This window comes from Curtobacterium sp. RIT-PI-V (assembly GCF_025642935.1).
Lineage (GTDB): Bacteria > Actinomycetota > Actinomycetes > Actinomycetales > Microbacteriaceae > Curtobacterium.
Genome location: NZ_JANZKM010000007.1, coordinates 57,478 through 84,065, shown reverse-complemented (window position 1 = coordinate 84,065; position 26,588 = coordinate 57,478). Strand labels below are relative to the sequence as shown.

General features: G+C 72.2%; 21 protein-coding genes and 5 tRNA genes. 17 read left to right on the top strand and 9 right to left on the bottom strand.

Annotated elements, in window-relative coordinates; all coding sequences use genetic code 11:
* Nucleotides 1–422: 422 nt before the first annotated feature.
* The 4 genes from OGL88_RS06935 to OGL88_RS06920 all read right to left on the bottom strand — a co-directional run bounded on the left by OGL88_RS06935 (nt 423) and on the right by OGL88_RS06920 (nt 6,278).
* The gene (locus OGL88_RS06935; RefSeq protein ID WP_263090787.1) at nt 423–3,788 is read right to left on the bottom strand and encodes an ATP-binding protein; all 3,366 of its coding nucleotides are present in this window, start codon (nt 3,786–3,788) and stop codon (nt 423–425) included.
* On the bottom strand, nt 3,785–4,579 hold the full coding sequence (locus tag OGL88_RS06930) for a DUF4194 domain-containing protein (RefSeq protein ID WP_263090785.1): 795 nt from the start codon (nt 4,577–4,579) through the stop codon (nt 3,785–3,787). Before OGL88_RS06930 ends, OGL88_RS06935 begins: the two co-directional genes overlap by 4 nt.
* Entirely contained in the window at nt 4,576–6,105 is a 1,530-nt protein-coding gene (locus OGL88_RS06925; protein WP_263090783.1) for a DUF3375 domain-containing protein, read from the bottom strand. The genes OGL88_RS06930 and OGL88_RS06925 overlap by 4 nt, the downstream gene beginning before the upstream one ends.
* A 100-nt stretch (nt 6,106–6,205) precedes the next feature.
* A tRNA-Val gene (locus tag OGL88_RS06920) sits at nt 6,206–6,278 on the bottom strand.
* A gap of 215 nt (nt 6,279–6,493) precedes the next feature.
* On the opposite strand from OGL88_RS06920, the gene OGL88_RS06915 reads away from it, so the two are divergent.
* From OGL88_RS06915 to OGL88_RS06895, 5 genes are all read left to right on the top strand, one after another.
* A tRNA-Gly gene (locus OGL88_RS06915) sits at nt 6,494–6,565 on the top strand.
* Nucleotides 6,566–6,647: 82 nt separating this feature from the next.
* Nucleotides 6,648–6,721 (top strand) — tRNA-Cys (locus tag OGL88_RS06910).
* Nucleotides 6,722–6,769: 48 nt separating this feature from the next.
* Nucleotides 6,770–6,844: transfer RNA gene (locus OGL88_RS06905), tRNA-Val, on the top strand.
* An 86-nt stretch (nt 6,845–6,930) separates the two neighbouring features.
* Nucleotides 6,931–7,458 (top strand): hypothetical protein, encoded by a 528-nt coding sequence (locus OGL88_RS06900; RefSeq protein ID WP_263090782.1) that lies wholly within the window; start codon nt 6,931–6,933, stop codon nt 7,456–7,458.
* A gap of 147 nt (nt 7,459–7,605) precedes the next feature.
* Complete coding sequence (locus tag OGL88_RS06895) at nt 7,606–8,367, top strand: SDR family NAD(P)-dependent oxidoreductase (RefSeq protein WP_263090779.1); 762 nt, start codon at nt 7,606–7,608, stop codon at nt 8,365–8,367.
* Here the strand turns inward: OGL88_RS06895 and OGL88_RS06890 are convergent.
* Complete coding sequence (locus OGL88_RS06890) at nt 8,352–9,803, bottom strand: MFS transporter (protein ID WP_263090777.1); 1,452 nt, start codon at nt 9,801–9,803, stop codon at nt 8,352–8,354. The two genes, OGL88_RS06895 and OGL88_RS06890, sit on opposite strands and share 16 nt — an antisense overlap.
* A 234-nt stretch (nt 9,804–10,037) precedes the next feature.
* On the opposite strand from OGL88_RS06890, the gene OGL88_RS06885 reads away from it, so the two are divergent.
* The 3 genes from OGL88_RS06885 to OGL88_RS06875 all read left to right on the top strand — a co-directional run bounded on the left by OGL88_RS06885 (nt 10,038) and on the right by OGL88_RS06875 (nt 14,470).
* The gene (locus OGL88_RS06885) at nt 10,038–10,910 is read left to right on the top strand and encodes an oxidoreductase (protein WP_276582985.1); all 873 of its coding nucleotides are present in this window, start codon (nt 10,038–10,040) and stop codon (nt 10,908–10,910) included.
* Nucleotides 10,911–10,981: 71 nt separating this feature from the next.
* Complete coding sequence (locus tag OGL88_RS06880; protein ID WP_263090775.1) at nt 10,982–13,054, top strand: GMC oxidoreductase; 2,073 nt, start codon at nt 10,982–10,984, stop codon at nt 13,052–13,054.
* Nucleotides 13,055–13,090: 36 nt separating this feature from the next.
* Complete coding sequence (locus OGL88_RS06875; RefSeq protein WP_263090773.1) at nt 13,091–14,470, top strand: hypothetical protein; 1,380 nt, start codon at nt 13,091–13,093, stop codon at nt 14,468–14,470.
* Nucleotides 14,471–14,506: 36 nt separating this feature from the next.
* On the opposite strand, the gene OGL88_RS06870 is transcribed toward OGL88_RS06875, so the two are convergent.
* Nucleotides 14,507–14,713 carry a hypothetical protein gene (locus OGL88_RS06870; RefSeq protein ID WP_132100383.1) on the bottom strand — a complete coding sequence of 69 codons (207 nt, stop codon included), beginning with the start codon at nt 14,711–14,713 and terminating at the stop codon, nt 14,507–14,509.
* A 146-nt stretch (nt 14,714–14,859) separates the two neighbouring features.
* Here OGL88_RS06870 and OGL88_RS06865 point away from each other — a divergent pair.
* Nucleotides 14,860–14,931, top strand: a tRNA-Gly gene (locus OGL88_RS06865).
* 275 nt (nt 14,932–15,206) lie between these two features.
* On the opposite strand, the gene OGL88_RS06860 is transcribed toward OGL88_RS06865, so the two are convergent.
* The 3 genes from OGL88_RS06860 to OGL88_RS06850 are packed head-to-tail and all read right to left on the bottom strand — an operon-like array spanning nt 15,207 to nt 16,869.
* Nucleotides 15,207–15,476: a DUF6510 family protein gene (locus tag OGL88_RS06860; protein WP_263090771.1), complete on the bottom strand. Its 270-nt coding sequence runs from the start codon at nt 15,474–15,476 to the stop codon at nt 15,207–15,209.
* Nucleotides 15,476–16,279 carry a ferredoxin reductase gene (locus OGL88_RS06855; RefSeq protein ID WP_263090768.1) on the bottom strand — a complete coding sequence of 268 codons (804 nt, stop codon included), beginning with the start codon at nt 16,277–16,279 and terminating at the stop codon, nt 15,476–15,478. The genes OGL88_RS06860 and OGL88_RS06855 overlap by 1 nt, the downstream gene beginning before the upstream one ends.
* Nucleotides 16,276–16,869 (bottom strand): molybdopterin-dependent oxidoreductase, encoded by a 594-nt coding sequence (locus tag OGL88_RS06850; RefSeq protein WP_263090766.1) that lies wholly within the window; start codon nt 16,867–16,869, stop codon nt 16,276–16,278. The genes OGL88_RS06855 and OGL88_RS06850 overlap by 4 nt, the downstream gene beginning before the upstream one ends.
* 155 nt (nt 16,870–17,024) lie before the next feature.
* Between OGL88_RS06850 and OGL88_RS06845 the strand changes: the two genes are divergently transcribed.
* The 8 genes from OGL88_RS06845 (at nt 17,025) to OGL88_RS06810 (ending at nt 26,187) form a co-directional block, all read left to right on the top strand.
* Entirely contained in the window at nt 17,025–18,626 is a 1,602-nt protein-coding gene (locus tag OGL88_RS06845; RefSeq protein WP_263090764.1) for an ABC transporter substrate-binding protein, read from the top strand.
* On the top strand, nt 18,623–19,651 hold the full coding sequence (locus tag OGL88_RS06840) for an ABC transporter permease (RefSeq protein ID WP_131880041.1): 1,029 nt from the start codon (nt 18,623–18,625) through the stop codon (nt 19,649–19,651). The genes OGL88_RS06845 and OGL88_RS06840 overlap by 4 nt, the downstream gene beginning before the upstream one ends.
* Entirely contained in the window at nt 19,648–20,532 is an 885-nt protein-coding gene (locus OGL88_RS06835; RefSeq protein WP_263090761.1) for an ABC transporter permease, read from the top strand. Before OGL88_RS06840 ends, OGL88_RS06835 begins: the two co-directional genes overlap by 4 nt.
* Complete coding sequence (locus OGL88_RS06830; RefSeq protein WP_263090759.1) at nt 20,529–22,370, top strand: dipeptide ABC transporter ATP-binding protein; 1,842 nt, start codon at nt 20,529–20,531, stop codon at nt 22,368–22,370. The genes OGL88_RS06835 and OGL88_RS06830 overlap by 4 nt, the downstream gene beginning before the upstream one ends.
* A complete protein-coding gene (locus OGL88_RS06825) occupies nt 22,367–24,424 on the top strand; it encodes a CocE/NonD family hydrolase (RefSeq protein WP_263090758.1) in 2,058 nt (685 codons plus the stop codon). The genes OGL88_RS06830 and OGL88_RS06825 overlap by 4 nt, the downstream gene beginning before the upstream one ends.
* Entirely contained in the window at nt 24,421–25,101 is a 681-nt protein-coding gene (locus OGL88_RS06820; protein WP_263090757.1) for a TetR/AcrR family transcriptional regulator, read from the top strand. Before OGL88_RS06825 ends, OGL88_RS06820 begins: the two co-directional genes overlap by 4 nt.
* Before the next feature lie 29 nt (nt 25,102–25,130).
* Complete coding sequence (locus tag OGL88_RS06815) at nt 25,131–25,544, top strand: siderophore-interacting protein (protein WP_263090755.1); 414 nt, start codon at nt 25,131–25,133, stop codon at nt 25,542–25,544.
* A 142-nt stretch (nt 25,545–25,686) separates the two neighbouring features.
* Entirely contained in the window at nt 25,687–26,187 is a 501-nt protein-coding gene (locus OGL88_RS06810) for a Dps family protein (protein ID WP_111084072.1), read from the top strand.
* The last annotated feature ends 401 nt before the right edge of the window (nt 26,188–26,588 follow it).

The following is a 26,588-nucleotide window of genomic DNA, read 5'->3' as shown; positions in this document are numbered from 1 at the left end:
ATGACCCACCGCCCGGGTGCGCGCGCCGACTGGTCAGGACACCCCGCCGGTAGCGCGTTGAGTGGTCACCAACTGTCGGCTGCGGTGCCGCCATCCGACAGTTCGTGACCGCTCGGCGAACCTGAGCGGGGTGTTGCGACCGGCGGGGAGACGGCCGGGAGGCCCGTGGCGGGCCCGCACCGCGCCTCCAGGCCGTCGCCGGGCGCGTCCACAGCGTGTGCCGGGTGGTCAGGACACCCCGCCGGTAGCGCGTTGAGTGGTCACCAACTGTCGGCGGCGGCGCCGCCATCCGACAGTTCGTGACCGCTCGGCGAACCTGAGCGGGGTGTTGCGACCGGCGGGGAGACGCCCGGGACGCCCGAGACGCCCGGGACGCCCGGGACGCCCGAGGCAGGGGGGTGCGCGTGGCCCCACCCCCCGCGTCAGGCGTCGGCGGGGACCCGGGCGATCTCGGTGATGGACGAGTGGCCGGTCTCGGGGTGCTTGCGCATCGAGAGCAGCCGTTCCATCGAGGGCTCGAGCGCCGTGACCTTGTCGAGCGGCGCGCTCACGACCAGCTGGAACCCGAGCCGGAGCCACGCGGTGACCGCACGACCGGCGAACTCGGAGTCCGCCTTGATGAACGCCTCGTCGAGGAACACCGGCGCGAACCGGGGCCGGGGACGCGTCTCGTCTCCGAGCTGGTAGCGGAGCGCCGCACCGACGATGAACGCCACGAGCTCCTGCGTCTCACCACCGGACTTGTCACCGAGCGACGAGTACACACCGAGGTCGTCGCCCGACGTGTCGTAGCGGACCGCGGTGATCTCCATGTGCCGCCGGACGTCGAGCACGGCGTCGCGCTGCGTGGTGCGTCCACGGGCGGCGTCGGGGTCGGGGCGGATGACGGCCATGAAGCGCCGGAGCCGGCGGAACCGGGTCTCGAGCACGTCGTCGGTCAGCTCGGAGTCGACCGAGGCGGACAGGGCGCGGAGCTCGCGGCGGAACGCGGTGACGTCCTCGCGGGTGACCCGCCGGATCTGGATCTTCAGGCGGTCGCGGTTGGCGCCGAACGGCAGGTCCCGCAGGATCTCGTTGACCGGTTCGAGACGCTCCTCGATCTCGACGACGGCACGGTCGAAGGCCCCGGCGAGCGGCACGAGGTCCTCTCCGCTCCACTGCGACAGCCGGCGACGCCACTCGGTGCGGCGGGCGTGCAGGCCGGTCGCGACGATCTGGTCGAGGATGGCGTGGTAGTCCGGGTACGACGCGACGCCGGTGCCGAGGTTCGGGTCGGGCCAGGCGTCCTGGTACCGCTGGAACGTGAGCGTCAACGACGTCGAGGCCGCTGCGGCACCGTCGAGAGCCTGCGACAGCCGTTCCTCCAGCCGGCGTCGGAGCCGTCGGGTGGCGTCGTCGAAACCGTCCACACCATCCGGTGCACCGACCTCGGCGAACGTCTCGGCGAGCAGTCGCGACTGCTCGTCGTCGGGCAACGACTCGGGGGTGTCGTCGAAACGGGACAGGATCTCGGCGGCGGCGTCCTGGCCGTCCACGAGCACGGCGTGCCGCTCCTCGAGGCGCTGCACGGAGAGCCGTGCAGCGGAACGGCGGTCAGCGGCCTCGTCGAGCGACTTCCGCAGGCGGGCGACCGAGGCGCGCAGGGTCCGGAGGCCGTCGTCGGCGGCGAGGAGCGCCTGGCGTTCCTCGTCGAGGCGGGCGAGCGACGTCTCGACGCCCTCGACGTCGACGGCGGCCCACGTCACGTCGACGACGTGCTGGTGCGCGGCGCGGAGGACGTCGAGCGCGGTGAGGTCCTGCGCGACGTCGGTGCGACGGGCCTCGAGCGTGGCGAGGTCCTGCGCGATCGAGGCGAGTTCCTGCTCGACGGCGGCCACGCGGGCCTCGTTGGTGAAGCCGATGACGTTCGCCTGGCGGCGGTCACCGTGCGCACCACGCCGGCCGTCGCGGAGCTGGCCGGACTCGGTCACGCGCCGGCCACCACCACCGAGCTCCGAGGCGTCGGTGACGCAGCGGGCGTCGGTGCGGTCCGACTCGATCCGCTCCCGCACCCAGGTGCTGAACGGCGAGTGCTTGATGGCGAGCTTGCCGGAGACCATCGCGGGGTCGCCGTCGAGGTCCAGGTGCGGTCCGGTCGGCACACCCTCGAACTGCACGCGGACGGGCAGGCGGAGGGCGTCGATCGCCTCGCTGAACGCGCCGAGGCGGTCCTGGTCGACCAGCAGGGTGCGGGCGACAGGGGCCAGCACGGACTCGATGGCCGTGCGCCAGCGCTCCTCGCCGGGCCGCACGTCGAGCAGTTCGGCGACGAACGGCAGGTCGGCGGGGTCGATGCCGGCGGCGCGGGCCATCGCGAGCCGGGCTTCGTGCATCGGCAGGGGCATCGCGCCCTGCCGGTGCTCGAGCGACTGCCGCTCCTGGCGCAGGGACCGCTCACGGTCGAGCAGCGGGTACTCCTCGCGCGTCAGGGCGTCGCGGCGGTCGTCCAACGACGAGCGCGAAGCAGCGTAGGAACCGAGGAACTCGTGCGAGCTGCGCTGCGCGGCAGTGAAGTCGGCCTCGGTCGCGACGGACAGGCCGAGCACCGCAGTGCGCTCGTCGAACGTCGCCCGGGTGCGGACGACGGCGTCGCGTTCGCGCGTGCGGCGGTCGATGCGGTCCTCGAGCTGGGCGAGCGCGTTGCCGCCCTGGTCGCGCAGCCGTGCCTCGGCGTCGCGCAGCTCGATCTCCACGGCGGCGTGCCGGGCCTCGGCAGCGGCGACCTCGGCGCGGGACGCCGTGCGCTCCCGGCCGTTGCGGTCCACCTCGGCGTCGAGCAGGTCCCGCTTCCGCGAGGCCGTCCAGTGCGCGAACGGGGAGACCTCGGCGCCGGTGGCGATGCCGTCGAGCGCAGCCGCAGCGGCGGAGGCCCGTTCGATCTCGTCGTGCAGCTCGGTGATGGGGGAGAGGATGCGGACCTTGCGCTCCTCGGTGTCCATCGCCTCGTACGCCTCGTCGAGTGCGGAGAAGTGCGCGAGGGCGCGGTCGGCCGCCTCGTAGGTGCCCGGCGTCTCGAGGACGAGCGACTTGTACAGCGCGTCGACCGTCGGCAGGTGCTGCCCGGCCTGGATGCGCGCGAGCAGGCGCATCGCCCGGTTGCCGCCACCGGAGTCACCGATGCCGAGACGGGTCTGCAGCGTGTAGGCGAGTTCCTGGTAGGTGTCGCGGATCACGAGCCCCGGCACGCGGCCGGTCAGCTCGAGGTGGTGGAAGCGCGTCGGCACGAACTCCTCGAGCCGGCGCAGGTCGAAGGTGTCGTCGACCGTCGCCATGGTCATCTGGATGTCGCCGACGCCCCGCGCGCGCTTCGGCACGATGTACGCCCGCAGCACCGTGAAGCGCCGCTCGTCGTCGTTCCGGAACGTGACCGCGGCCGCGCCCCAGGTGGTCTGGTCGTCGCCGCGCAGGTTCACGTCGCGCAGGGCGCCGGACTCGGGGTCGCGGCGGGTGTCGACCTTGCCACGCAGGTACGTGAGCAGGTTGCGCTGGTCGGCGCTGCGCGCGCGCCCGGTGGTGGCATCGTTCGAGGCGCCGTTGAACGGCACGTCGGACGGCATCATCACGGCCAGGTACGCGTCCATCAACGTGGACTTGCCGGTGCCGGACGCGCCGGAGATGAGCGTCGCGGTGCCGGACAGCTCGACCTGGCGGTGGCCGTGGAAGCCGCCCCAGTTCACGACCTGCATCGACTCGGCACGCCACTGCGCGACCGTGTCGAAGAGCGCGGGGATCTGGAAGGTGTCGGTCATGCTTCCGTCTCGCCGTCGTCGTCGGTGTCGGTGTCGGTCTCGGCTTCGCCGTCTGCCGGGAGGCCCGGGTCGGCTCCGTCGGTCGGCTCGCCACCCGGCGTGGCCGGGTCCTCCTGCGCGGTGGTGGTCCGCAGCCACGTGTCCAGTTCCAGCAGGCGCTCCAGGGGGAGCAGCACCTCGACGACGCTGGCCACCCGGAAGCGGTCCGGGTCCGAGGTGCGGATCAGGATGCGCGCCGTCACGAGGCGCTCGACGGCCTTCGCCACCCGGCCCTCGTCGCGCGTGCGGTCGGTCGCGGTCGCCGGTCGGAACCCGGCGACGTGCCCGAGGATCTCGGAGCGGTCGACGACCACCTGGTCCGGACCCGGTCGGGCATCGGCGCGCAGGCGCATCCGCAGGTAGACGAGGACGATCGTCTCCTCGCGGGTGTACGGCAGGTCGCGCAGCAGTGTGGGGAACGTGCGGCGCTGGCTCTCCGAACGGGCCTGGCGCTTCCAGGCGACCTCGCGGTCACGGTCGACGTGCAGCTCGAGGAACAGGTCGTTCAGACGCGACCGCAGCTGGTACTCGGCGTCGAGGACGGCACGCCACTCGTCGGGGTGGGTGCGGGAGCTGACGTACGAGTGCCGGAGCAGCGCCACCAGCGCGCGTCGCTGGTGCTCGTCGAGCCGACCCTCGTCGCCCTCGAAGAGGGCGAAGCTGGACTCGTCGCGGTCGTCGTCCTGCACGACCGTTGCGGGGTCGTCGTAGGGGACCGTCTCGTCGACCGGTGCCGGCGTCGTGTCGCTCACCGTGCCTCCTGTGCGTTGTCGTCGTGGGGATCGCCGACCGGCGCGTACTCGGCAGCGAGCGCAGCGGTGGGCATGTGGAAGGTGACCGGGCTGCCGTCGGGGCGCACCGTGCGGTGTTCGGCGACGTGCGCGGCGGACTCGAAGTCGTCGCGCCCCGTCAGCAGGTGGGCGAGGCCGAACAGTTCGACCGGTCGACGCTGTTCGGGCGGCAGCCCGTGGAAGGCGTCGACGCTCGAGTCGGCCTCGGCGAACCGGAGCGCGGCGCGCAGTTCGGTCAGGAGCGGGCCGCCGTGCTTGCGGAGCATCTCGACGTCGAGGTCCTCGAAGACGTCGTCGTCGGGTTCCTCGATGGGTGGCGGCACGGACTCGGCGTCCGGGTCGTAGAAGCGCTCGCGCAGGGTGCCGACCTCGGCCGATGCCGGCAGCAGCGGGAGCGGGATGCGGTCGCGCGCCCCGCCCTGGTCCATGAGCGTCGCCAGGCCGCGGTTGATCGAACGGATGACGGCGTCGAGCTCGCGGTCGCGGACCACGTCGTGGGCGACGATCTGGTCGCGGAGCGTGGCGGTGAGCTGGCGCCGCTGCGCGAGGACGTCCTCGATGCCCTGGCGGAGGATCGTCACGGTGTTGCGGAACGCGCGACGCTCACCGGCTCCGAGGCCGTCGGCGAAGGAGTGGGACAGGATCGTCGCGATGTCGTCGCGCAGGCGGAGCAGCAGGGCGTCGTCGCGCAGGAGCTCGAAGGCACCCTCGAACGCGCGGCCCTCGGGCGTCGCCTGCATCAGGTTGTCGGTGCGCGCGAGGTAGTCGTCGAGGATCTCGCCGATCGGGCGGACCTCTTGCCGGAAGTCCTCGACGATCGAGCGGTGCATCGTCGCGACGGCCTCTTCGACACGCTTGAAGTCGCTCGGGAGCTGCCGGATCAGGTCGGAGATGTTCGTGTACCCGTCGCGCATCCGGTCGTCCTCGACCGTGACGACGTCGTCGCCGTGCTCGAGGCGTTCACGCTCGGCCTGCAGTTCGGCGATCTGGGCGTCGATGCGGCGGATCTGCACGTCGGGGTCCGGCTCGGCGCGGGCGGCCCAGCGGTGCACGGCGTCGACGATCATCGCCAGCCGGCTCTCGCTGATCAGGGCGCGGTCGGCCGACAGGGCGTCGACGAGGCTCAGGGCCTCGAGCGCGTGACTAGTCAGCGAGTACTGCTCGTCGCCGTCGGGGGAGTTGGAGCGGACCAGCCACTGGGCCGCCACCCACTCACGGCAGAGGGCACGGCCGTTCGGTCGGGGGTCCTGCTCGCTCTGCTCGTGCTGTTCGCTCGCGGGCACGCGTGCACCCGATGCCTGCAGGCGGGCGACGTGCTCCTCGACCTGCAGGTGCATGCGGTCGGCGGGGACGTACTGGACGTCGCGGTCGAACACCGTGCGGAACACGGCGAGGACCGTCGCGCTCGTCGGGCGGGACATGAGGCGCAGGGTCGGACGGTCGAGGACCGCTCGGACCCGGGCGAACTCGAGGTCGACGTCGGTCATGCGCCCCTTCGTCCGATCGTGCTGGTGGTGTGGCCCGCGTGCTGCGGCCCGGTGAGATGACAAGAGCCCGACGCTGCTGCGTCGGGCTCTGTCTCAAGGGTGGGCGATACCAGACTCGAACTGATGACCTCTTCGGTGTGAACGAAGCGCGCTACCAACTGCGCCAATCGCCCCCTGCACTGTTCGTGCGAGTCGATAGTAGCGGAAGTCCGGCGGTGCACCGAACACAGTGCGCTGCCCGGGTGTGGCGCGCAGCTGACGAGGGTGCCCGAACCGGCCGGATCCGCATGAACTCGGGGGACACGCCCGGTGAACGGGAAGGATTTTGGTGGAAGCGCCCGGGTTCGTATAGAGTTTACGTCGTCGCCGCGACAGCGGAAAGACAAGTGCGGATGTGGCGCAGTGGTAGCGCATCACCTTGCCAAGGTGAGGGTCGCGAGTTCGAATCTCGTCATCCGCTCGAGTGTGGGGCTTCTCGAAGCCCTGCGACTCACCAGAGGGTATCCCACCGTTCGGGTACTCACGGAGACGTGAACCTCGATGGTGGGGTGGCCGAGAGGCTAGGCAGCGGCCTGCAAAGCCGTCCACGCGGGTTCGAATCCCGTCCCCACCTCCAGCAACACCCTCCAGATCCTGTGCGAACCCCGGTTCAGACAGGGAATCTGGGCGATTGGCGCAGCGGTAGCGCGCTTCCCTGACACGGAAGAGGTCACTGGTTCGATCCCAGTATCGCCCACCACGAGAAAGCCCCGGCAGGACCACCAGGTCCCGCCGGGGCTTTCGTCGTTGCAGGCGACCGCCGCGCTCGGCTGGCACGATGGCGAGATGGATTCGATGCGTGGGTGGCCGCTGTGGGCCGTGATGATCGTCCTCGCCGTCGCGTTCGGCGGGTTCTGGTACCTGTCGACGTTCGTCACCATGCCCGCCGACGTCCCCGTCGGGATCCGAGCCGCGGCGAGTGCCGTGACAGGCGCCGCGTTCGGCGTGGTCTTCGGGCTCTGGATCGGTCGGCAACGCCGGAGCGTCGGCCCGGCAGCGCGTGATCGTGCGCTCGGCCGAGCGGTCAGGCGCGGAGAACTGCCCGCTGATGCCGACCCGGCGCAGTGGCGCCAGGCGCTCACGCACTACCAGCAGCAGTACCGCCGGCAGCGGTGGTTCGGGCCAGTCGTGTTCGTGGTGCTGATGGCGCTCGAGGTGTTCCTCGCCGTCACCGGGCGGCCGGTCTTCTGGTTCGCGGCGGCGATGTTCCTCGTGTTCCTCGTCGTCACCCTCGTGCAGACACCGAAGGTGCTGCGGAACACTGCCGCGATGCTCGTCGAGCTCGACCGGCGCGACGCGACCGACACGCACTGAGCTACCGGATGCAGTGGTCGTGACCAGACCGACCGGTGCGGTGCGGGGCGGACGCACGCCGCGCCTCCCGGCCGGGTCGTGTACGCAGGGCGGTACCTCGTCGACGCGGTGCACCGCGCCGACCCCGCTCAGGAAGGCGCCCGCTCCATGACCTCACCCTTCGACCTCACCGGCAGGACCGCCCTCGTCACCGGCGGCAACCAGGGACTCGGCCGGGCGTTCGCGTTCGGTCTTGCCGAGGCCGGCGCCCGCGTCGCCATCGTGGGGCGCTCCGCGGAGCGCAACGCCCGCGTCGCCGCCGAGGCCGCCGACGCCGGCCACGACTTCGTCACCATCACGGCGGACATCACCGACGGCGAGCAGGTGGCACGCATGACCGAGGAGGCGATGGCCGCCCTCGGCCGCCTCGACGTGCTCGTCAACATCGCCGGCACGTGCCACCACCGCGACGCCTTCGACGTGCCCGACAGCGAGTGGGACGACGTGTTCGACCTCAACGTCCGCGCACTGTGGAAGACGTCGACAGTGGTCGGCGCGCACATGCGCGACGCCGGGTCGGGCTCGATCGTGAACATCGGCAGCATGTCGGGCCTCATCGTGAACCGGCCGCAGTGGCAGCCGGCGTACAACGCGTCGAAGGCCGCCGTGCACCACCTGACGAAGTCGCTCGCGGTCGAGTGGGCGGAGTACGGCATCCGCGTGAACGCCGTTGCACCCGGGTACGTGAAGACCGAGATGGCTCCGGTGGACTCCCCGGAGTTCCGGCGGTACTGGATCGAGGACGCACCGCAGCAGCGGTTCGCCCTGCCCGAGGAGATCGCCCCGAGCGTCGTGTTCCTGGCGAGCGACGCGGCGTCCTTCATCACCGGATCCGTGCTGGTGGCGGACGGCGGCTACAGCGTCGTCTGAGCCGGCTCGGCCGCCGGCGTGCCCGCGCCGGTTGTCGCGCGGGCCATGCCGACGGCGACGAGCAAGGCGGCGACGACCGTCAGGACCACGCCTGCGACGGTGATCCCGCCCTCGAACGCGGCCAGCCGATCGACGCTCCAGGACGTCATCGCGATGCTGCCCGGCACGAGCAGCGCCAGCACCGTCCCGGTCGCCGCGATGCCCACCGCGGTCGCGAGCTCGCTCGAGGTGTCGACGAGCGCCGCACCGACCGACGTCCGGTTCGACGGCAGGCCCTGGAGCACGTTGTTGCCCGCGACGACCCCGACGACCCGCATCCCCGCGGCGACGAGGACGAGTGCCGCGGCGACCCAGCCGTACCCGGCACGGCCGCCGACCGTGAAGAGTGCGAGTCCTGCCACGACGGCGCCGGCGCTCAGCCAGGCCGCGCGGCCGAGGCCCACCCGCTGCACGAACGGGCCGACGAAGCGTCCGGACGCCAGGAGCACCACCACCTGCGGCAGCGTCCCGATCGCTGCCAGCGCCGGCGACCAGCCCCAGGCGAACTGCAGCTGCAGCGTCACCAGGTACGACAGGCCGGAGACGGCCAGTCCGGAGGCCGCCTTGTACGCCAGACCGCTCGCGACGAGCGGACGGGCGAGCAGGCGCAGCTCGAGGAGCGGCTTCGCCGCGGTGCGCTCCCGCTGCACGAAGGCCGCCACCGCCGCGACCGTCACGACGACCCCGGTCCACCCCGGCCAGGAGGCGCTGCCCGCCTCGGCGAAGAGGGTGGGCGTCCCGAGTGCACTGACCAGGGCCGTGGTGCCGAACAGCGCGCCGGTCACGTCGATCCGGTCGGGGTGCAGGTCCTCCGGTCGGTCAGCGGGCACGCCGACACGGATGCCGACGAACGCGAGCGCCGCGATCGGGACGTTGACCAGGAGCAGGGTCTGCCACGGTGCCACCGCGAGGGCGAAGCCGCCGGCCGTCGGACCGACCGCGAGCCCGACCAGGCCCGCGGTGGAGATGACCGTGAGTGCCCGGACCCGCAGCGCATCGGTGTCGAAGAGCCTGAAGGCCAGGGCCATCGACCCTGGGGTCGTCATGGCCGCCGCGAGCCCCATGAGCGCGCGGACCGCGATGAGTTCGCCGGTCGTGGTGACGAGCGTGGTCGCCAGCGCGGAGAGCGCGAGCAGCACCAGGCCGACGAGCATCACCCGGCGTCGGCCGAACCGGTCGGCGACCGCGCCGAACAGGAGCATGAGGGCGCCGAAGACGACCGAGTAGGCGCCGGTGACCCACTGGAGTCCGGTCGTCGACGCGTGGAGGTCACGGCCGAGGGTCGGCAGCGCGACGTTCAGCACCGAGTTGTCGAGCATCTCGAACAGGAAGACGGCGGACAGGCCGGCGAGGGCGATCCCTGCGTCGCGGAGCCGGGCGGGGGAACGGGTGGACACGTGCACTCCTTCGAAGAAGAAGTGGCGACTCGTCCGAGACCGCGTGTGCATGCCGTGCTGCCGGAGCAGCGAGGCGTTTTGCCCTCTGCCCGGAGCGTACGTCCAGTGGGGCGTCCGCTGCAAGTGGGCCGGAACGCGCGTCGGTGTCGTGCGAGCCGCTGCCCACGCGAGCAGGCTGTCAGGAGTGCGCTGCGCTGCGTCCTCCGGCGTGGGCACGTCCCCGAAGGAGATCCGATGAGCACCACCACCCCTCGCCTGCCCGGCGGCACCTGGACCCTCGGCGACGTGCCGGTCGCACGCTTCGGCTACGGCGCGATGCAGCTCACCGGTCCCCGGGTCGTCGGGCCGCCGAAGGACCACGACGAGGCCGTCGCCGTGCTCCGGGACGCCGTCGCGGGCGGCATCACGCACATCGACACCGCCGAGACGTACGGCCCCCGCATCGTCAACGAGCTGCTGCACGAGGCGTTGCACCCGTACGGCGACGACCTCGTCATCGCGACGAAGGTCGGCGCGCGACGCGATGCCCGAGGCGGGTGGCCGACCGCTCGGGAACCCGACGAACTGCGCGCACAGGTCGACGACAACCTCGAGACGCTCGGCGTCGACGTGCTGGACCTCGTCAACCTGCGGCTCGGCGATGCGAACGGTCCGGTCGCGGGGCCGATCGCCCCGGCGTTCGAGACGCTGGTCGGTTTGCAGCGACAGGGGGTCATCCGGCACCTCGGCGTGAGCAACGCCACGCCGGACCAGGTGGACGAAGCGCAGGGGATCGCTCCGATCGTGTCCGTGCAGAACATGTACAACCTCGCCAACCGGCAGGACGATCCGCTCATCGACCGACTCGCGGAGGAGGGGGTCGCCTACGTGCCGTTCTTCCCGCTCGGTGGCTTCTCTCCGCTGCAGTCCGAGGTGCTCTCGACCGTGGCGACACGTCTGGGGTCGACGCCGATGTCCGTCGCCCTGGCGTGGTTGCTCCGCCGGTCCCCGAACATCCTGCTCATCCCGGGTACGTCGTCGCGGGCGCACCTGCGGGAGAACATCGAGGGCGCCTCCGTCGTGCTGAGCGACGACGACCTGCTCGACCTGGAGGGCATCGACGGCTGAACACACGGAGCCGGGCGCGTCCGTTACGGTGCTCGTGGGGCGGCACCGGCGCCGCTCGAGAGGCAGGACCGATGACGGACCACGCGGCCACCGCAGCGCAGGAGTTCCTCCGCGCGCACCACGAACGGCTCCGCTCCCTGGTCGACCGGGTGGTGCCGGCGGACGAGTACCCGTCGGCGTCCGAGGCCGGCGCGCTCGACTTCCTGGCCGGTGTGCTGGTCGACCGGCCCGACTGGCTCGACCGTCTCCGTACCGTCGTCGAGCACGCGGACGACCACGAGGGCGTCGACGAGCCCTGGGACGGGGACGATCCGGACTGGACCTGGTTCGCCGAGCTCGTGGCCGCGGGGTACTACGCCGACGCGGGGAACGGCGGGAACAAGGGGGAGCGGTCCTGGGACATGGTGGGGTGGCAGCCCGGTCCGCCGGACGGCTGGAGCGTGCCGGTACCCGTGCCGACCGCAGCACCTGCGGTCGTGCACCCGTCGCAGCTGGCCGACCGGTACGACGCGGTCGTCGTCGGCTCGGGTGCCGGCGGGGGCGTCGCGGCGTGCGGGCTGGCCGAGTCCGGTCGGCGCGTGCTCGTGGTCGAGGCCGGTGGGTGGCCCGGCACCGCGGAACTCAGCCGTGACCACATCCGGAACCCGCGGTCGAGCTGGGGTGTCGCGCCGCGGTCGGGGCCGTCCGACGTCGGCAACCCGCGGACACTGGCGGACGGTCGCGAGCTGCTGGTGCTCCGGCCGTCGTCGCCGGGGTGGCACAACAACGCGGTCACGGCCGGGGGCGGCACGCGCGTCTACGGTGCCCAGGCCTGGCGGTTCGGGCCGCGGGACTTCACGATGGCGTCGACGTACGGCGTGCCGGACGGCAGCGCCCTGGCCGACTGGCCGTTCGGGTACGACGAGCTCGAGCCCTGGTACGAGCGCGCCGAGTGGGAGGTCGGAGTCAGCGGGGGCGACGTCGACGGACCGTGGTCCGGGGAGCGCTCGCGCGCGCGACCGATGCCACCGCTACCGTCGGGGGCGGCGCGCGACCGGCTCGCCGGCGCTGCGGACTCCCTGGGCATCTCGACGATCCACGTCCCGCTCCTGATCAACTCGACGCCGTACCTGGGTCGCCGCGCGTGCGAACAGTGCGGCATGTGCGTCGGCTTCGCGTGCCCGGTCGACGCCAAGAACGGCAGCCAGAACACCATGCTGACCCGCGCGTTCGCCACCGGGAACGCCTCGATCGTGCTCGGGTCACGGGTCGCCCGGCTGCGCACGGACGGTGCCGGCCGCGTGGTCGGCGTCACGATCGTCGGCACGGTCGACGGCCACGACTGGCGGGCCGAGGTCGACGCCGCCGAGGTCGTCGTCGCGGCCGGGGCGGTGGAGTCGGCACGGCTCCTGCTGAACAGCCGGAGCGACCAGGAGCCCGACGGCATCGGCAACCGTGCGGACCAGGTCGGCCGGCACCTGCAGGGCCACGTCTACGGCGGCGCGATGGGGGTCTTCGACGACGTGGTGGACGACGGTCTCGGACCGGGGCCGTCGATCGCCACCACCGACTACCGGCACGGCGTGCCCGGGCAGATCGGTGGCGGGATCCTGGCGAACGAGTTCATCGCGACGCCGTCGAACACGTACCAGTACCTCGTCGGCACGGGACTCGCGCCGCGCTCCGGGCTCGACGGCAAGCACGCGATGCGGGACCTGGCGCGGCGCAGCATGCGGATCACGGGGCCGATCCAGGAGGTCACCTCGGCCGACGCGCGCGTCCGGGTCGATCCGGCGGTGACGGACCGGCACGGCATCCCGGTGGCGTCGTTCAGCGGTGGGGTGCACCCCGAGGACGTCCGTGCTCGCGACCACACCAGTGCCCGGAGCGGCGACTGGTTGCGCGCGGCCGGGGCCACGCGCGTTGCGGAGCTGCACGGCCCGGTCCGGGGCACGAGCGGTGGCCAGCACCAGGCCGGCACGCTCCGGACGGGGACGGACCCGGCGACGTCGGTCGTCGACCCGTTCGGCCGGGTGTGGGGACACGACAACCTGCTCGTGACCGACGGCTCGGTGCACGTCACGAACGGCGGGGTCAACCCGGTGCTCACCATCCTGGCGACCGCGATGCGGAGCGTCGACGCGATGGTCGCGCAGCACGGTTGACCACGTCACCGGTCCGCCACCGATACGGTGGCGTCCGTGACCGACGACCCTGAAGCCGCCATCGCCCAGCACGTCCACGACGCGTGGGACGGTTCCCTGCGGCTCGTGCACATCACGATCTCGGACGAGGACGGCGACGCCTACCCCGGTCAGGACGTCGACCGGTGGGTGATCGACGTCCGGGTGCCCATCACCGACGACGAGGCCGAAGCGGTGTCGGTCGCCGAGGTCGCCGCGTACACGAGTCGATCGCCGGAGTCGGTCGAGGCACTGGTGCTCGGTTACCAGGTGTCCGACGTCGACGGGGACTTCGCCGCGGCGATCGTGGTGCCGGACGCCACCGGCGAGACCTTCCTGTCGCTGCAGACGCACGCCGCCGAGATGCTCGGCAAGCCGGATCTGCTCGCGCTGGACCGGCTCACCGTCCGTCCGGCGTACCGCGGGCTGCCCGGGCTCGTCCCCGCCGTGCTCGACGCCGTGCGCCGTGGCCCCGCCGGTCGTTCGGCGTCGTGGGTGCTCGCGGACCCCTCGGTGTGGAACGTGCCGTTCGAGGACCAGGACCGTGCGGCCGGCGAGTTCGTCCAGTGGGCGGACACCCCCGTGCTCGCGTCGATGAACGCAGACCACGAGGACCTCGAGCGGTTGGCCGCCGTGCCCCCGACCGGCGGCATCGTCATGGGCTCCCGCTCGGACGAGGTGCACCTCGGCGACGCGCTCGACGAGGCGTTGGCACGTCCAGCGATCGCGGTGGCGTTCGCCCTGCCGCCGAAGCTGCCGGCGAGCATCTGGGCCGCCGCCCCCGAGGACGTCCACGGCGTGCACCCCGACGAGGCCACCGGGTCCATCACCGTCGAGACGCACGACGAGCAGCTCGAGGTCGTCGGTTCGCCGGGCACGGCACCGCAGCTGGTCGGGACCTCGGCCTCGGCCGACGCCGCGACGCAGGACTGGCTCCGGGCGGTGCACCAGCGCTGGTGGCAGTACGAGCCCGGACTGCACGACCGGATCCACGAGGTCGTCGACGAGTACCTGACGTCGGGGGAGATCGAGTCCGTCACCGACGAGCGCGCCCCGCACCTGCACGCACCGGACTTGCCCGTGTTCCGCACCGAGTGGCCCGGGATCGGCGAGGTGCACCTGGAACCCCTCGGCGAGGACACCGAACCCGTCGTGTACGACGCCGTCCTCGAGGTCGGCGATGCCCACGACCACATCGGGGTCGTCGTCGTGCACGAGTCCGGGCACATCCGGGCGTCCCTCCACGACGGGTGGAACCCCGCCCTGGCGGACGTCACCGGTGCGCTCACCCACCTGGTCAGCCTCGGTGCGGGGGAGTTCTTCGCGGACGCGTTGCACGACGAGCTGTCGGCCGGTGCCGAGCACGCGATCCTGACGGGCGACGTGCGCGGGCACTGACCGCAGTCGAGCGCCCGGCCCGTCGCCGAGCGCGGCTCAGACCGGGCGGTAGATCGCGATCGGGGGCGCCTGGTCGTCCCCGTCGTCGTGCGCGCCCCCGGTGGCGAGCCAGGTCCGCCCCTCGTGCTCGATCGTGGTCGGCAGGTCGCCGTGCACCAGGATGCGGATGGCGGGGGTGTCACCGTCGATCAGGTCGACGCCGTGGGCCTCGGTCCCGCCCGGGTTGTCGTGCACGTAGCTCATGCTCCGATCGAACTCCTCCGCGCCTGATGACCGCGCCTGACGACCGCGCCTCGCGACACCGGACACGCCCGGATCTGCCGCAGAACAGGTCGGTGGGCCCGGGATCGGGTACAGTCGACTCCGCACGGCCCACACGGCGTGCGAATGCGGATGTGGCGCAGTGGTAGCGCATCACCTTGCCAAGGTGAGGGTCGCGAGTTCGAATCTCGTCATCCGCTCGGACGGAACAGGACCCCCGGGGTTGCTCGACAGAGCAGCACCGGGGGTCCTGTCGTTCCCGGGCGCCGTGAGCGGGCGCATCCGGGGGCGCAGGCTTCGGGTACCCGCGCCCACCGGACGCAGAGGCCGCACTGCCCCGAGTGGAGACGCCGGGTGGGTGGCCCAGCGATGTCCCGAAGAGTCATCCGGAGCATCGTCGCGGTCGGATTGGACCCCAGTTCGGGGCATGCGGTAGACCGCAAGAACTCCGCAGGAGATGCGGTCAGTGATTGCGCTAGCCGCGATCCTCGGGTGATGGAATCAGCGCGGCACGGGTACCGGGGAGGCCGATCCAGCGCGCGGAGCCGGCCTCGACCACCGTGACGAGCACGGTGTCGCACGTCCGGCACCGGGCGACGGAGCCCATCGCCGAGCAGTACACGGCGGTGCGTGCGACCGATCCGCGGGCCCCGCAGCCCGCGCAACAGAGCACCGCCACGGTCGGCTCGGGACCGAGCACCTCGGACAGGACCCCCGCGAGCGCGTTGCCGTCGACGACGATCATCAGCTGCCCCCGAACCGTTCGGCACGGACGTCGGTGGTGTCGTGCCCGAGGTCGGCGAGCCAGCGGAGCACCTGCTCGACGAAGGGCGTCGAGCCGCACACGTACACGACCGCCCCGGCGTCGGGTGGGAAGACCGCGGCGGCGAGTGCATCGCGGGTCAGCCGTCCCGCGGGCACGGCGGACCCGGGTGGAGCGATCCGGCTGTACACGGTGGTCACGTCGAGCGGCGCGTCGGAAGCGACGGCACGGTCGAGTTCGGCTCGGAAGAAGACGTCGTCCGGCATCCGGACGGCGACGAGCAACCGGAACGGTGCGGGGTCCCCGGCATCGGCGTGCGCGGTGACCATGGCGACGAGTGGCACGATCCCCGAGCCGCCGGCGATCAGCTGCACCGGACGCGTGGACGCGCTGGGGTGCCACACGAACCAGCCGCCGAGCGGCCCGTGCACCTCGAGCGCGTCGCCGACCTCGACCGTGTCGACCAGGAACGGGGACACCTCGCCACCCTCGACGCGGTCGACGGCGAGCACGACGTCGGTCCGCTCACCCGACGAGGCGATCGAGTACGAGCGGGACGCCTGGTAGCCGTCCTCGGCCGTGAGCCGCAGGTCCAGGTGCTGGCCCGGGTCGTTCCCCGGCCACGTCGGGACGTCCAGGACGACCCGACGGGCGTTCGGGGTCTCGCGCTGGACCGAGGTGACCGTCGCGGGGTGCCAGGCCGGCCGTCTGCGGGGCGCGGGCCGACCGGCGGGCGCGATCCGGGCCTCCAGGTCGGTGGCCAGGTCGGTGTCGGGAACCGTCACCAGTACCGCTCTTCCTTCCACGGGTCGCCGTGCAGGTTGTAGCCCGCGTTCTCCCAGAAGCCCGGCTCGTCGTCCGCCTGCATGACGATCCCGCTCACCCACTTCGCGCTCTTCCAGAAGTAGAGGTGCGGCACCAGCAGGCGCGCCGGACCGCCGTGTTCGGGCTCGAGCGGCTCACCGTCGGCCTCGAACGCGATCCACGCCTTGCCGTCCAGCAGCTCGTCGAGCGGCACGTTCGTCGTGTAGCCGCCGGTGCTGTGCACCATGCAGTGGTCGAGCGACGTGTCGACGTCCTCGAAGAGGCGGTCGAGGGGGACGCCGCGCCAGGGCATGTCGAGCTTGGTCCAGTGGGTGACGCAGTGGATGTCGACGGTGACGTCCTCGACGCCGAGCGCGTGCACCTCGTCCCAGGTCCAGGTGTGCACACCGTTCTCGGTGCGGATCGAGAAGCTCCACGACGCCGGATCGACGTCGGGCGTGGCACCGGCTGACAGCACCGGCCAGTCGCGCACGAGGGTCTGGCCGGGCGGGATGCGGGTGTCGTCGCGGTCGGCCCGACGACCACCGAACCCCCTGGTGAACGTCGCCATGATCCTCCTCGGACGGGATGGTCCGATCATGCTCCGTGCCGGCGGCGCCCGTGTAACGACTTCGTAAACACTCGGACGGACGAGGAGCAGGAGTTGGGGGATCGCCGGTCTCCCTCTATCGTTCACCGGAACGATTACAGGAGGGGCCACCCCGAATGCAGCCCATCGTCCCCGAACACCGGAACGCCCGCGGCCCGAGCCGCCGAGCGCTCCTCACCGGCGCCGCCGGCCTCGCCGGCCTCGGCCTGCTCACCCTCACGGGGTGCAGCTCCGGCGCGAACGCCGGCACCCCCACGATCCCCGAGGCGGCAGCCACCGGCCTCGCCCGACGCGGCGGTCGCCTGCGCATCGCGCGCCCGGCCGCCTCGGCCGCCGAGACCCTCGACTCCGCCAGCTCGCTGTCGGCGTACGAGTACCTCGGCGCGCTGTACAACCGGCTCGTCAAGCTCGACGAACAAGGCACCACCGTGCCCGACCTCGCCGAGGAGTGGTCCGCGAACGCCGACGGCACCGAGTGGACGTTCTCGCTCCGCCGTGGCGTCACCTTCCACGACGGCAGCCGCTTCACCGCGGACGACGCCATCGCGAGCATCCGGCACATCCTCGACGAGAAGACCGGCAGCCCGCAGGCCGGGGTCCTCGGCGAGGTGATGGACGCCGACTCGATGCGTGCGACCGACCCGTACACGCTGCGCTTCTCGCTGACCAAGCCGAACGCCGAGTTCCCGTCGCTGCTCACCGCGTACCAGTGCTACATCGTGCCGGCGGCCGCGATCGCCGACATCGGCCGCACCGGGATCGGGACGGGGCCGTTCCGGCTCTCCGCGTTCACCCCCGCCGGCGCCGGCAGCGTCGAGGCGTTCGAGGACCACTTCGCCGGGCGTCCCGCGCTGGACGGCATCGACTTCTACTCGATCCAGGACACCACCGCCCGGGTGAACGCGCTCCTCGCCGGCCAGATCGACCTGATCTCGCAGACGAACCTCGACTTCGCGACCGCTCGGGTGGTGTCGGCCTCCGACCGCGCCACCGTCGCCCGGTCGAAGAACGCCCAGTGGTACACGATCCCGATGCTCGCCACGAGCGAGGAGTTCCGCGACCCGCGGGTCCGCCAGGCGATGAAGCTCGCCTACGACCCGCAGCAGATCGTCGACACCGCCCTGCAGGGCACCGGCTCGCCCGGGTGGGACAACCCCGTCCCGCCGCAGCTCGCCGCGTTCGTCGACGACCACCGCGAGTACGACCCGGACAAGGCGAAGGCACTGCTCAAGCAGGCCGGTCACGAGGGGTTCCGAACCTCGATCTACACGTCGAGCTACGAGTCGGTGTTCACGCCGATGGCGGTCGCCTACCGCGACGCCGTCGCCGACGCGGGCATCCGCCTGACCGTCCGCAACGCGAGCTCGGACTCGTACTACACGCAGATCTGGATGCAGAAGCCGCTCATGGTGAGCTACTGGTTCACCGGCCGGCCGATCGACCAGCTCCTCAACCAGATCTTCCGCACGGGGTCGTCCTACAACGAGAGCGCGTGGTCGAACGAGACCTTCGACGGGTTGCTCGACGACGCCCGCGCCGAGATGGACGACGCCAAGCGGCTGAGCCTGTACCAGGACGCGCAGCGGCTCGTGGTCGAGGACGGGGCCGACATGACCCCGATGTTCGGCGACCGGCTCGTGGGGCTGTCCCGCGACGTCGTGAACTACTCGGAGTACGGCTTCGAGTTCGACTACCTCCGGATCGGACTGCGCCGATGACGACCAAGAACACCCCGTCGGACGTCCTCGTCCCCGTCCTCCGCCGGGTCGGCATCGCCGTGCTCACGGTCGTGCTCGCCTCGCTCTTCGTGTTCCTGGCCGTGCAGGCCCTGCCCGGAGACGTCGCGCAGCAGCTGCTCGGGCAGAACGCCACCCCGGACGCCGTGAAGCAGCTGCGCGAGACCCTCGGCCTCGACCAGAACGTGTGGCTCCGCTACCTGCAGTGGCTCGGTGGCGCGGTGCACGGCGACTTCGGCACCTCGCTCGTCAGCGGCGAGGCCGTCGCGCCGACGCTGTTCACCGCCTTCCGGAACAGCATGCTCATCGCCGTACCCGCCATGCTCGTCGGCGTCACGGTGTCCCTGACGCTCGGCGTCCTCGCCGGGGTCCGGCGGGGTCGCCCGTCCGACAAGGTGATCTCGATCGTCAGCCTCGTCGTGATGAGCGTGCCCGAGTTCATGGTCGCGACCGTGCTCGTGCTGCTCTTCGCGATCGGCCTGCCGGTCTTCCCCGCCGTCGTGCTGCGGGGCAGCGATGCCACGGTCGGCGAACTCCTGCCGACGATCTGGCTGCCGATCATCGTGCTCACCCTGGCGATGGCCGCCTACATCGTGCGCACCGCCCGCTCCTCGACCATCGACGTGATGGCGTCCGAGTTCGTCACCACGGCGGAGCTCAAGGGCCTGACGATGCGTCGCGTGGTCTGGAAGCACGCGGTGCCGAGCGCGCTGCTGCCGACGCTGAACGTCGTCGCGCTCAACGTCGCCTGGCTGCTCGGCGGTGTCGTCGTCGTCGAGAACGTCTTCAACTACCCGGGCATGGGCAAGCTCATGCTCGAGTCGGTCTTCAACCGCGACCTGCCGACGATCGAGGCGATCGCGCTCCTGAGCGCCGTCATCTACGTCGTCTGCAACCTCGCCGCCGACCTCGTGGCGCTCGCCCTCGACCCGAAGCTGCGGACCCGCCAGCGGCGACCGCGCACGCGCACCCGCACCACGCGCAGCACCAGGAAGGCCGCCGCATGACCGCCACCGCCACTCGCCGCCCCGGACGCGTCGTCCTCGCCGGTGCCGTCGCGCCCCTGCGCGGCTCGACGGCGCTGAGCATCGGCCTCGGCCTCATCGCCCTGCACGTCGTGCTCGCCCTGCTGGCACCGGTCATCGCCGGGTACGACCCGGTGGCCACCAACGCCGGTGACGTCCTCGCCGGCCCGACCTGGACGCACTGGCTCGGCACCGACCAGTACGGCCGTGACGTGCTGTCGCGGACGCTGAACGGCGGCCGGTACGCCCTGCTCGTGACGTTCCTGGCCACGACGATCGCGGTCGCGGTCGGCACGGTGCTCGGCTGCATCACGGCGTACGCGGACAACTGGTTCGACGAGGCCGTCATGCGCGTCGTCGACGCCCTGCTCAGCGTGCCGTCGATCCTCGCCCTGCTCGTCGTCGTCACCGTCTTCGACGCCGGGCTCTGGGTCATCGTCCTCGCCGTCACCGTCGTCTACGCGCCCGCCGTGACCCGCGTCGTCCGCGGTGCCGCCCGCACCGTCATCACGCAGGACTACGTGACGGCCGCCCGGGCCCGTGGTGAACGCGCGCTGTCGATCGTGTTCCGCGAGATCCTGCCGAACGTCCTCGACGTGGTGCTCGTCGAGTACGCCATGCGGGCCTCGTGGATCGTGCTGCTCGTCGCGTCGCTGTCCTTCCTCGGCTTCGGCGCCAACCCACCGACGCCCGACTGGGGGCTGATGGTGCAGGAGAACCGCACCGCGCTGACCGTGGTGCCGCTCGGCACGCTCGCACCGATCGTCGCCCTGGCGACCCTGGTGATCGGGCTCAACCTCGCCGCCGACGGTCTGAGCAAGTCGCTCGGCGTCGACCGCGCCACGAAGGGAGTGAGCGCATGACGCACACCGACAGCGCACCGGCCGCACCAGCGACCGCGACGGACCCCATCGTCCGCGTCGACGACCTCGCGATCTCCTACGCGGCCGGCAAACACCTGGTGCCCGTGGTGCGCGGCGTCTCCTTCGCGATCCACGCGGGCCGCACCCTCGGCCTCGTCGGCGAGTCCGGGAGCGGCAAGTCCACCGTCGCCCGGACCCTGCTCGCGCACCTCCGAGCGGGCTCGACGATCGTCGGCGGCTCGGTGCGCGTCGGCGGCGACGACGTGTTCGCGCTCTCGCCGTCCGGCCGCCGCGAGCTCCGCGGCGGCGTCGCCTCCGTCGTCGCGCAGAATGCCGGCCAGGCACTCACCCCGTCGATGCGCGTCGGCGAGCAGATCCGCGAGGCCCTGCGCGCCCACCGCGAACCCGACGGCCCCGAGCGCGTCGCCGAGCTGGTCCGGTTGGTCCGGCTGCCAGACCCCGACGCGATCGTCCGCCGCTACCCGCACCAGCTCTCCGGTGGGCAGCAGCAGCGCATCGCGATCGCGATGGCCGTTGCCGCACGCCCCCGGGTGCTCGTGCTCGACGAACCCACGACGGCGCTCGACGTCGTCACCCAGGCCGCCGTCCTCGACCTGATCGCGGACCTCGGCCGGCAGCTCGGCATGGCCGTCCTGCTCGTCAGCCACGACCTCGGGGTCGTGTCGGCGATGGCGGACGAGATCGCCGTCATGCGCGACGGCGAGGTCGTCGAGCACGCCGCCACGGCGGCCCTCTTCGCCGCCCCGCAGCACGAGTACACGCGCGCGCTGCTGGCCGCGGTGCCGGACGGGCGACGGCCTGGGCCCACGTCGCCGGTTCCGGATCGACGCGCCAGCGGCGAGACGGCCGTGCCGATGGGGGGAGGAGCGGGGCACGTGCCCGAGACGGCGACCGTCTCGTCGACGGTCGCCTCCAGGGCCGGCCGACCCGTTCCTCCCGAACCGCTCGTCCGTCCCGTGGTGACCGCCGAGGACCTGGTGATCCGCTACGGACGCGGCCTGCCGGCCGCCGTCGACGGCGTGTCCTTCACGATCGCGCCGCGTGAGACGCTCGCGGTCGTGGGGGAGTCCGGAAGTGGCAAGTCGACGCTCGCGACGGCCCTCGCCGGCCTGGTGCCCGCCGAGTCGGGCACGTTCGCGTTCGACGACGGGACCGTGAGCGGCGACCTGCGCGAGCCGATCGCAGGACGGTCCCCAGACCTTCGTCGTGCGGTGCAGCTCGTGTTCCAGAACGCCGACACGTCGCTCAACCCGCGGCGCACCGTGGGCGCGGCGATCGGGCGACCGCTCAAGCTGTTCACGGGCACGTCCTCGCGGCAGCGCGTCGGCGACCTGCTCACCCGGGTCGGCCTCGGCCCGGAGTTCGCCGACCGGCTGCCGGCGCAGCTCTCCGGTGGGCAGCGACAGCGCGTCGGCATCGCCCGGGCCCTCGCCGCCGAGCCGCGCCTCGTGATCGCCGACGAGATCACCACCGCGCTCGACGTGCAGGTGCAGGCCGGGATCCTCGCGCTCCTCGCCGACCTGCAGCGTTCGCGCGGGCTCAGTTGCCTGTTCATCAGCCACGACCTGGCCGTCGTCCGGGGTGTGGCCGACCGGGTCGCCGTGATGACCGGCGGCCGGATCGTCGAGATCGGACCGACCGAGCGGGTCTTCACCGGCCCGAACCACCCGTACACGTCGACCCTGCTGGCCGCGACCCTCGAACCGGGCAGCACCGAGCTGCCCGACGTCGGCGACGGTGTGCCGCGCTGGCGGCACAGCGAGGGATGGGACGACCACGGCGACGGACACCGCACCCGCAACTGGGAGGACGCATGAGCGACCGGACCACTGCCGCCACCCTCACCGCCATCGGCGCGACGGACTCGCTGCCGGACGGCGTGACCGTCCGCGACGAGTGGATCCCGATGCCCGACGGCGTCCGGCTGCACACCCGGATCTGGTCGCCGGCGTCGCCCGACGGTCCGGTGCCGGTGCTGCTCGAGTACCTGCCGTACCGGCTCGACGACTGGACCGCGCCGCGCGACTCCGAGCGGCACCCCTGGTACGCCCAGCACGGGTACGCGTCGGTGCGGGTCGACATCCGGGGCAGCGGCTCGTCGGACGGGTTCTTCGACGACGAGTACAGCGAGCAGGAGCTCCGCGACGGTGAGGCCGTGATCGCCTGGCTCGCCGAGCAGGAGTGGTCGACCGGCGCCGTCGGCATGTTCGGCATCTCGTGGGGCGGGTTCAACGCCCTGCAGCTGGCAGCGCGCGCCCCCGCGGCGCTCAAGGCCATCGTCACGGTGTGCTCGACGGACGACCGGTACGACAACGACGTGCACTACGTCGGCGGAGCGGTGCTCGGCATCGACATGGCGGCGTGGGGCGCGACGATGTTCGCGTTCAACTCGCGGCCGCCGCGGCCCGAGGTCGTCGGCACGGACTGGGTCGACCGGTGGCGCGAGCGGCTGGAGTCGAACCGCCCGATGACGCCGGTGTGGCTCGCGCACCAAGAGCGCGACGACTACTGGCGGCACGGCAGCGCCGCCGAGGACTACGGCACCATCGGCGCAGCGGTCCTCGCCGTCGGCGGCTGGGCGGACCCGTACCGCGACGCCGTGCTCCGACTGCTGTCGAACGTGCAGTCCCCGGTCAAGGGCATCGTCGGGCCGTGGTCGCACCAGTACCCGGACCGCGGACTCGCACCCGGACCGTCGATCGGGTTCCTGCAGGAGACGCTGCGCTGGTGGGACCGTTGGCTCCGCGGGATCGACACCGGCGTGGAAGCGGACCCCGCGCTCCGCGCCTGGATCAACGAGGGCGAAGCCCCGGCGACGTACTACGCCTCGCGACGGGGCCGGTGGGTCGGCGCCGAGGCGTGGCCCTCGGCGGCGACGCACCGGCGCGCGCTGCCCCTCGCGACGCTACGCGGCGGCGAGGACGGGCCGGTCGTCGTCCGGTCGCCGCAGCACACCGGCGCCGACGCCGGACGGTTCTTCCCGTTCGGCAACGCGACCGACCTGCCACCCGACCAGCGTGCCGAGGATGGCCGCTCCGTCTGCTTCGACCTGCCCGTCGGCAAGGCGTTCGACCTGCTCGGCAACGCGCTCGTCACCCTGTCGGTCACGAGCGACCAACCCCGCGCCACCCTGACGGTGCGGTTGTGCGACGTCGCGCCGGACGGCTCGTCGACCCTCGTCACGCGCGGGGTGCTGAACGCGGCGAAGCGGGACGGCATGGACCGGGCGGACCCGCTGGTCCCCGGCGAACCGGCGTCCCTGCCGGTGCACCTCGTCGCGACCGGTCACCGGTTCGCCGCCGGGCACCGCCTGCGGATCGCGGTGTCGTCGTCGTACTGGCCCTGGGTCTGGCCGCACGGCACCGAGGCCACCGTCACGATCGACCCGACGGCGTCCGAGGTGTGCCTGCCGGTCTGGACGCGCGACACCGACGACGACGTGCGCTTCGACGAGCCCGAGCGGTCGACGCCGCTCGCGATCGAGCGCGTGGCACCGACCGAGCAGCTGCCCCAGCGCACCGTCACGCACGACGTCGAGACGGGCGAGTGGACCCTCGACGTCGACCCCGGGTACGGCGGCGGACGGGTCTACCCCGACGGGCTCGTCTTCAGCGAGGACGCCCGCGAGACGTACCGCATCCGGTCGGACGACCCGAACTCGGCCGTGGCATCGTCGCGTTGGGCGATCGGCCTGGAGAAGCCGGAGTGGTCGGCACGGCTCGAGACGTCCTCGGAGGTCACCGCGGACGCCGAGGCCTTCCACGTCGTGAACACCGTGCGGGCCTGGGCCCGCGACGGCGGCCCGGACGTCCCGGAGGTGCTGGTCACCGAGCAGACCTTCACCGACGACGTCCCGAGGACCTCGGCGTGACCGGCGCGGCGGGGGCGGCAGCGGGGGCTGCGCCGCGCGTCCGGCAGCGTCCCGCGGTCCGGCGCGCGATGATCGTCGCGGCCGCCCGCGCCGTCATCGTCCGGAACGGCGTCGGCGCGACGGGTCTGCGGGACATCGCCGCCGAGGCGGGGGTGTCCGTCGGCACCGTGACGTACCACTTCGGCAGCGTGGCGGAGATCCTCAACGAGGTCGTCGTGCTCGAGACGGAGCGCTTCTACGGGGCGATCGTCATCGCCGTCGACGCCGAGTCCGACCCTGTGGAGGCGCTGCGGATGCTCGTCGCGCCGTTGTTCGACGACACCGAACAGGTCCGGCAGCACTGGCGGATCTGGTCCGACTACTGGACCGCGGTCGCCCGCCGGCCCGAGGTGGCCGCCGAGTACGCCGAACGGATCCGCGTCTGGGAGGCCTGTCTGGTCCGCGTGATCCGCCGCGGTGCCGACGCCGGCACGTTCCCGGGCGGCGCCGGACCGATCGAACCGGACACCGTGGCCCTGAAGCTCGCGGCCTACAGCGACGGCGTCGCGACGCAGATCGCTCAGGGCGTCCCCGGGCTCACGAACACCGTCGCACTGTCGTGGATGTGGACGTTCCTGGCGCACGAACTCGGAGTGCCGGCTGTGGAGATCGCCGGAACCGGCCAGCAGCCCTTGTGATGAGGTAAGGCTTGCCTTACCGTTGCAGCATGGCACGGACCCGGCGACAGCCCAGCGAACGCATCCTCCTCGCCGGCGGCGTCGAGGACCTGCCGGAGATCCGCCGTCAGCTCGAAGAACTGCCGGAGAACGCGTACGGCCAGGTCTTCGTCGAGGTCGCCCTCGACGAGCAGATCCGCATCCTGCCGGCACCGCCCCGGGTGACGGTGACGTGGCTGGTCCGCAGTGCCCGCGCCTCGGCGGTGTCGCCACTCGTCTTCGCCGACCACGGCGAGGCCCTCGCGCACGCCCTGACCGGCTGGGCGGCCGAGTGGTGCGTCGCCGACTGCGAGCCGCGCACGAGCGTCTGGATCGGGTGCACCGACAGCCCCTGGGTCGAGCGCGCGCGTTCCGCCGTCCAGATCGAGCTGAGCGACGCCGGCTTCGACACGCTCGTCGGCTGACCGCTGCTGGTTGCCGGTAAGGGCAGCCTCCGCTTCCTTGCGGCATACAAGAGAAGCGGGCATGGTTGTGTCCATCGGCAGCACCGAACTGGTCAGGACAGGCCCAGCGATCCGGTGTGACCACGACGCAGGAGGTTCAGACATGACCACGACCACCACCAGCACCACGACCACCACGTCCCCGTTCTCGACGACGCCGGAGCTCGCCGCCGGAGTGGCACAGTTCCTCGCCCCCGTCGTGATCGACCTCGAGGCACTCGTCGTCAACGGCAAGCAGGCGCACTGGCACGTGCGCGGCCGCAACTTCGTCGGTGTGCACGAGCTCCTCGACGACATCGTCGAGCACGCCCAGGCCTACGCCGACACCGCCGCGGAGCGCATCGTCGCCCTCGGCCTGCCCGTCGACTCGCGCATCGCGACCGTCGCCGCCAACACGACGCTGCCGCCGCTGTCGCAGGGCTTCCAGAACTCCGACGTCACCATCACCGAGGTCATCGCCCAGATCGACGCGGCCCTGCTGCAGGTCCGTCGCGCCGTCGAAGGTCTCGACGAGGTCGACCTCAACAGCCAGGACGTCGTCATCGAGATCGAGCGCGGTCTGACGAAGGACCGTTGGTTCCTGCAGGCGCACCTCGCCGCCTGAGTCGCGACCACCCCCTGACGGGAGGCCCGGTGCCAGCTGGCACCGGGCCTCCCGTCCGTCTGCCGTTGCGTCCGCCCACCGCGACCCGCGTCGACCCGGTGCGCGGCTGGGCGACACGCCGCCGCTCCGCGTGTGCAACCGTTGCGGGCGCGCAATTGCGACGTACTCGATGTCGTACGACACCGGCGATGTCGCTGGTTGCGCGCGCGAGTACCCGCGCGTGACCTGCACCCGTGCCCGGCCCTGCGACACCGACGAGGTCGCGCGACACCCCGCCGGCGCGACGCCGAGGTTCCGCGGACCGACGATTCGGTGCGCGAGATGTGCAGATCTCGGAACCTCGGGGGACGTGAGCGGCGCGTCGGGCGGACGGGGGCGGGGACGGCGCGGCGGACGGCGGC

Coding starts and splice junctions, on each gene's coding strand:
- OGL88_RS06935 (WP_263090787.1), bottom strand. CDS start 3,788: ATGACCGACACCTTCCAGATCCCCGCGCTCTTCGACACGGTCGCGCAG.
- OGL88_RS06925 (WP_263090783.1), bottom strand. CDS start 6,105: ATGACCGACGTCGACCTCGAGTTCGCCCGGGTCCGAGCGGTCCTCGAC.
- OGL88_RS06900 (WP_263090782.1), top strand. CDS start 6,931: ATGGATTCGATGCGTGGGTGGCCGCTGTGGGCCGTGATGATCGTCCTC.
- OGL88_RS06895 (WP_263090779.1), top strand. CDS start 7,606: ATGACCTCACCCTTCGACCTCACCGGCAGGACCGCCCTCGTCACCGGC.
- OGL88_RS06885 (WP_276582985.1), top strand. CDS start 10,038: ATGAGCACCACCACCCCTCGCCTGCCCGGCGGCACCTGGACCCTCGGC.
- OGL88_RS06880 (WP_263090775.1), top strand. CDS start 10,982: ATGACGGACCACGCGGCCACCGCAGCGCAGGAGTTCCTCCGCGCGCAC.
- OGL88_RS06870 (WP_132100383.1), bottom strand. CDS start 14,713: ATGAGCTACGTGCACGACAACCCGGGCGGGACCGAGGCCCACGGCGTC.
- OGL88_RS06860 (WP_263090771.1), bottom strand. CDS start 15,476: ATGATCGTCGTCGACGGCAACGCGCTCGCGGGGGTCCTGTCCGAGGTG.
- OGL88_RS06850 (WP_263090766.1), bottom strand. CDS start 16,869: ATGGCGACGTTCACCAGGGGGTTCGGTGGTCGTCGGGCCGACCGCGAC.
- OGL88_RS06845 (WP_263090764.1), top strand. CDS start 17,025: ATGCAGCCCATCGTCCCCGAACACCGGAACGCCCGCGGCCCGAGCCGC.
- OGL88_RS06840 (WP_131880041.1), top strand. CDS start 18,623: ATGACGACCAAGAACACCCCGTCGGACGTCCTCGTCCCCGTCCTCCGC.
- OGL88_RS06835 (WP_263090761.1), top strand. CDS start 19,648: ATGACCGCCACCGCCACTCGCCGCCCCGGACGCGTCGTCCTCGCCGGT.
- OGL88_RS06830 (WP_263090759.1), top strand. CDS start 20,529: ATGACGCACACCGACAGCGCACCGGCCGCACCAGCGACCGCGACGGAC.
- OGL88_RS06825 (WP_263090758.1), top strand. CDS start 22,367: ATGAGCGACCGGACCACTGCCGCCACCCTCACCGCCATCGGCGCGACG.
- OGL88_RS06815 (WP_263090755.1), top strand. CDS start 25,131: ATGGCACGGACCCGGCGACAGCCCAGCGAACGCATCCTCCTCGCCGGC.
- OGL88_RS06810 (WP_111084072.1), top strand. CDS start 25,687: ATGACCACGACCACCACCAGCACCACGACCACCACGTCCCCGTTCTCG.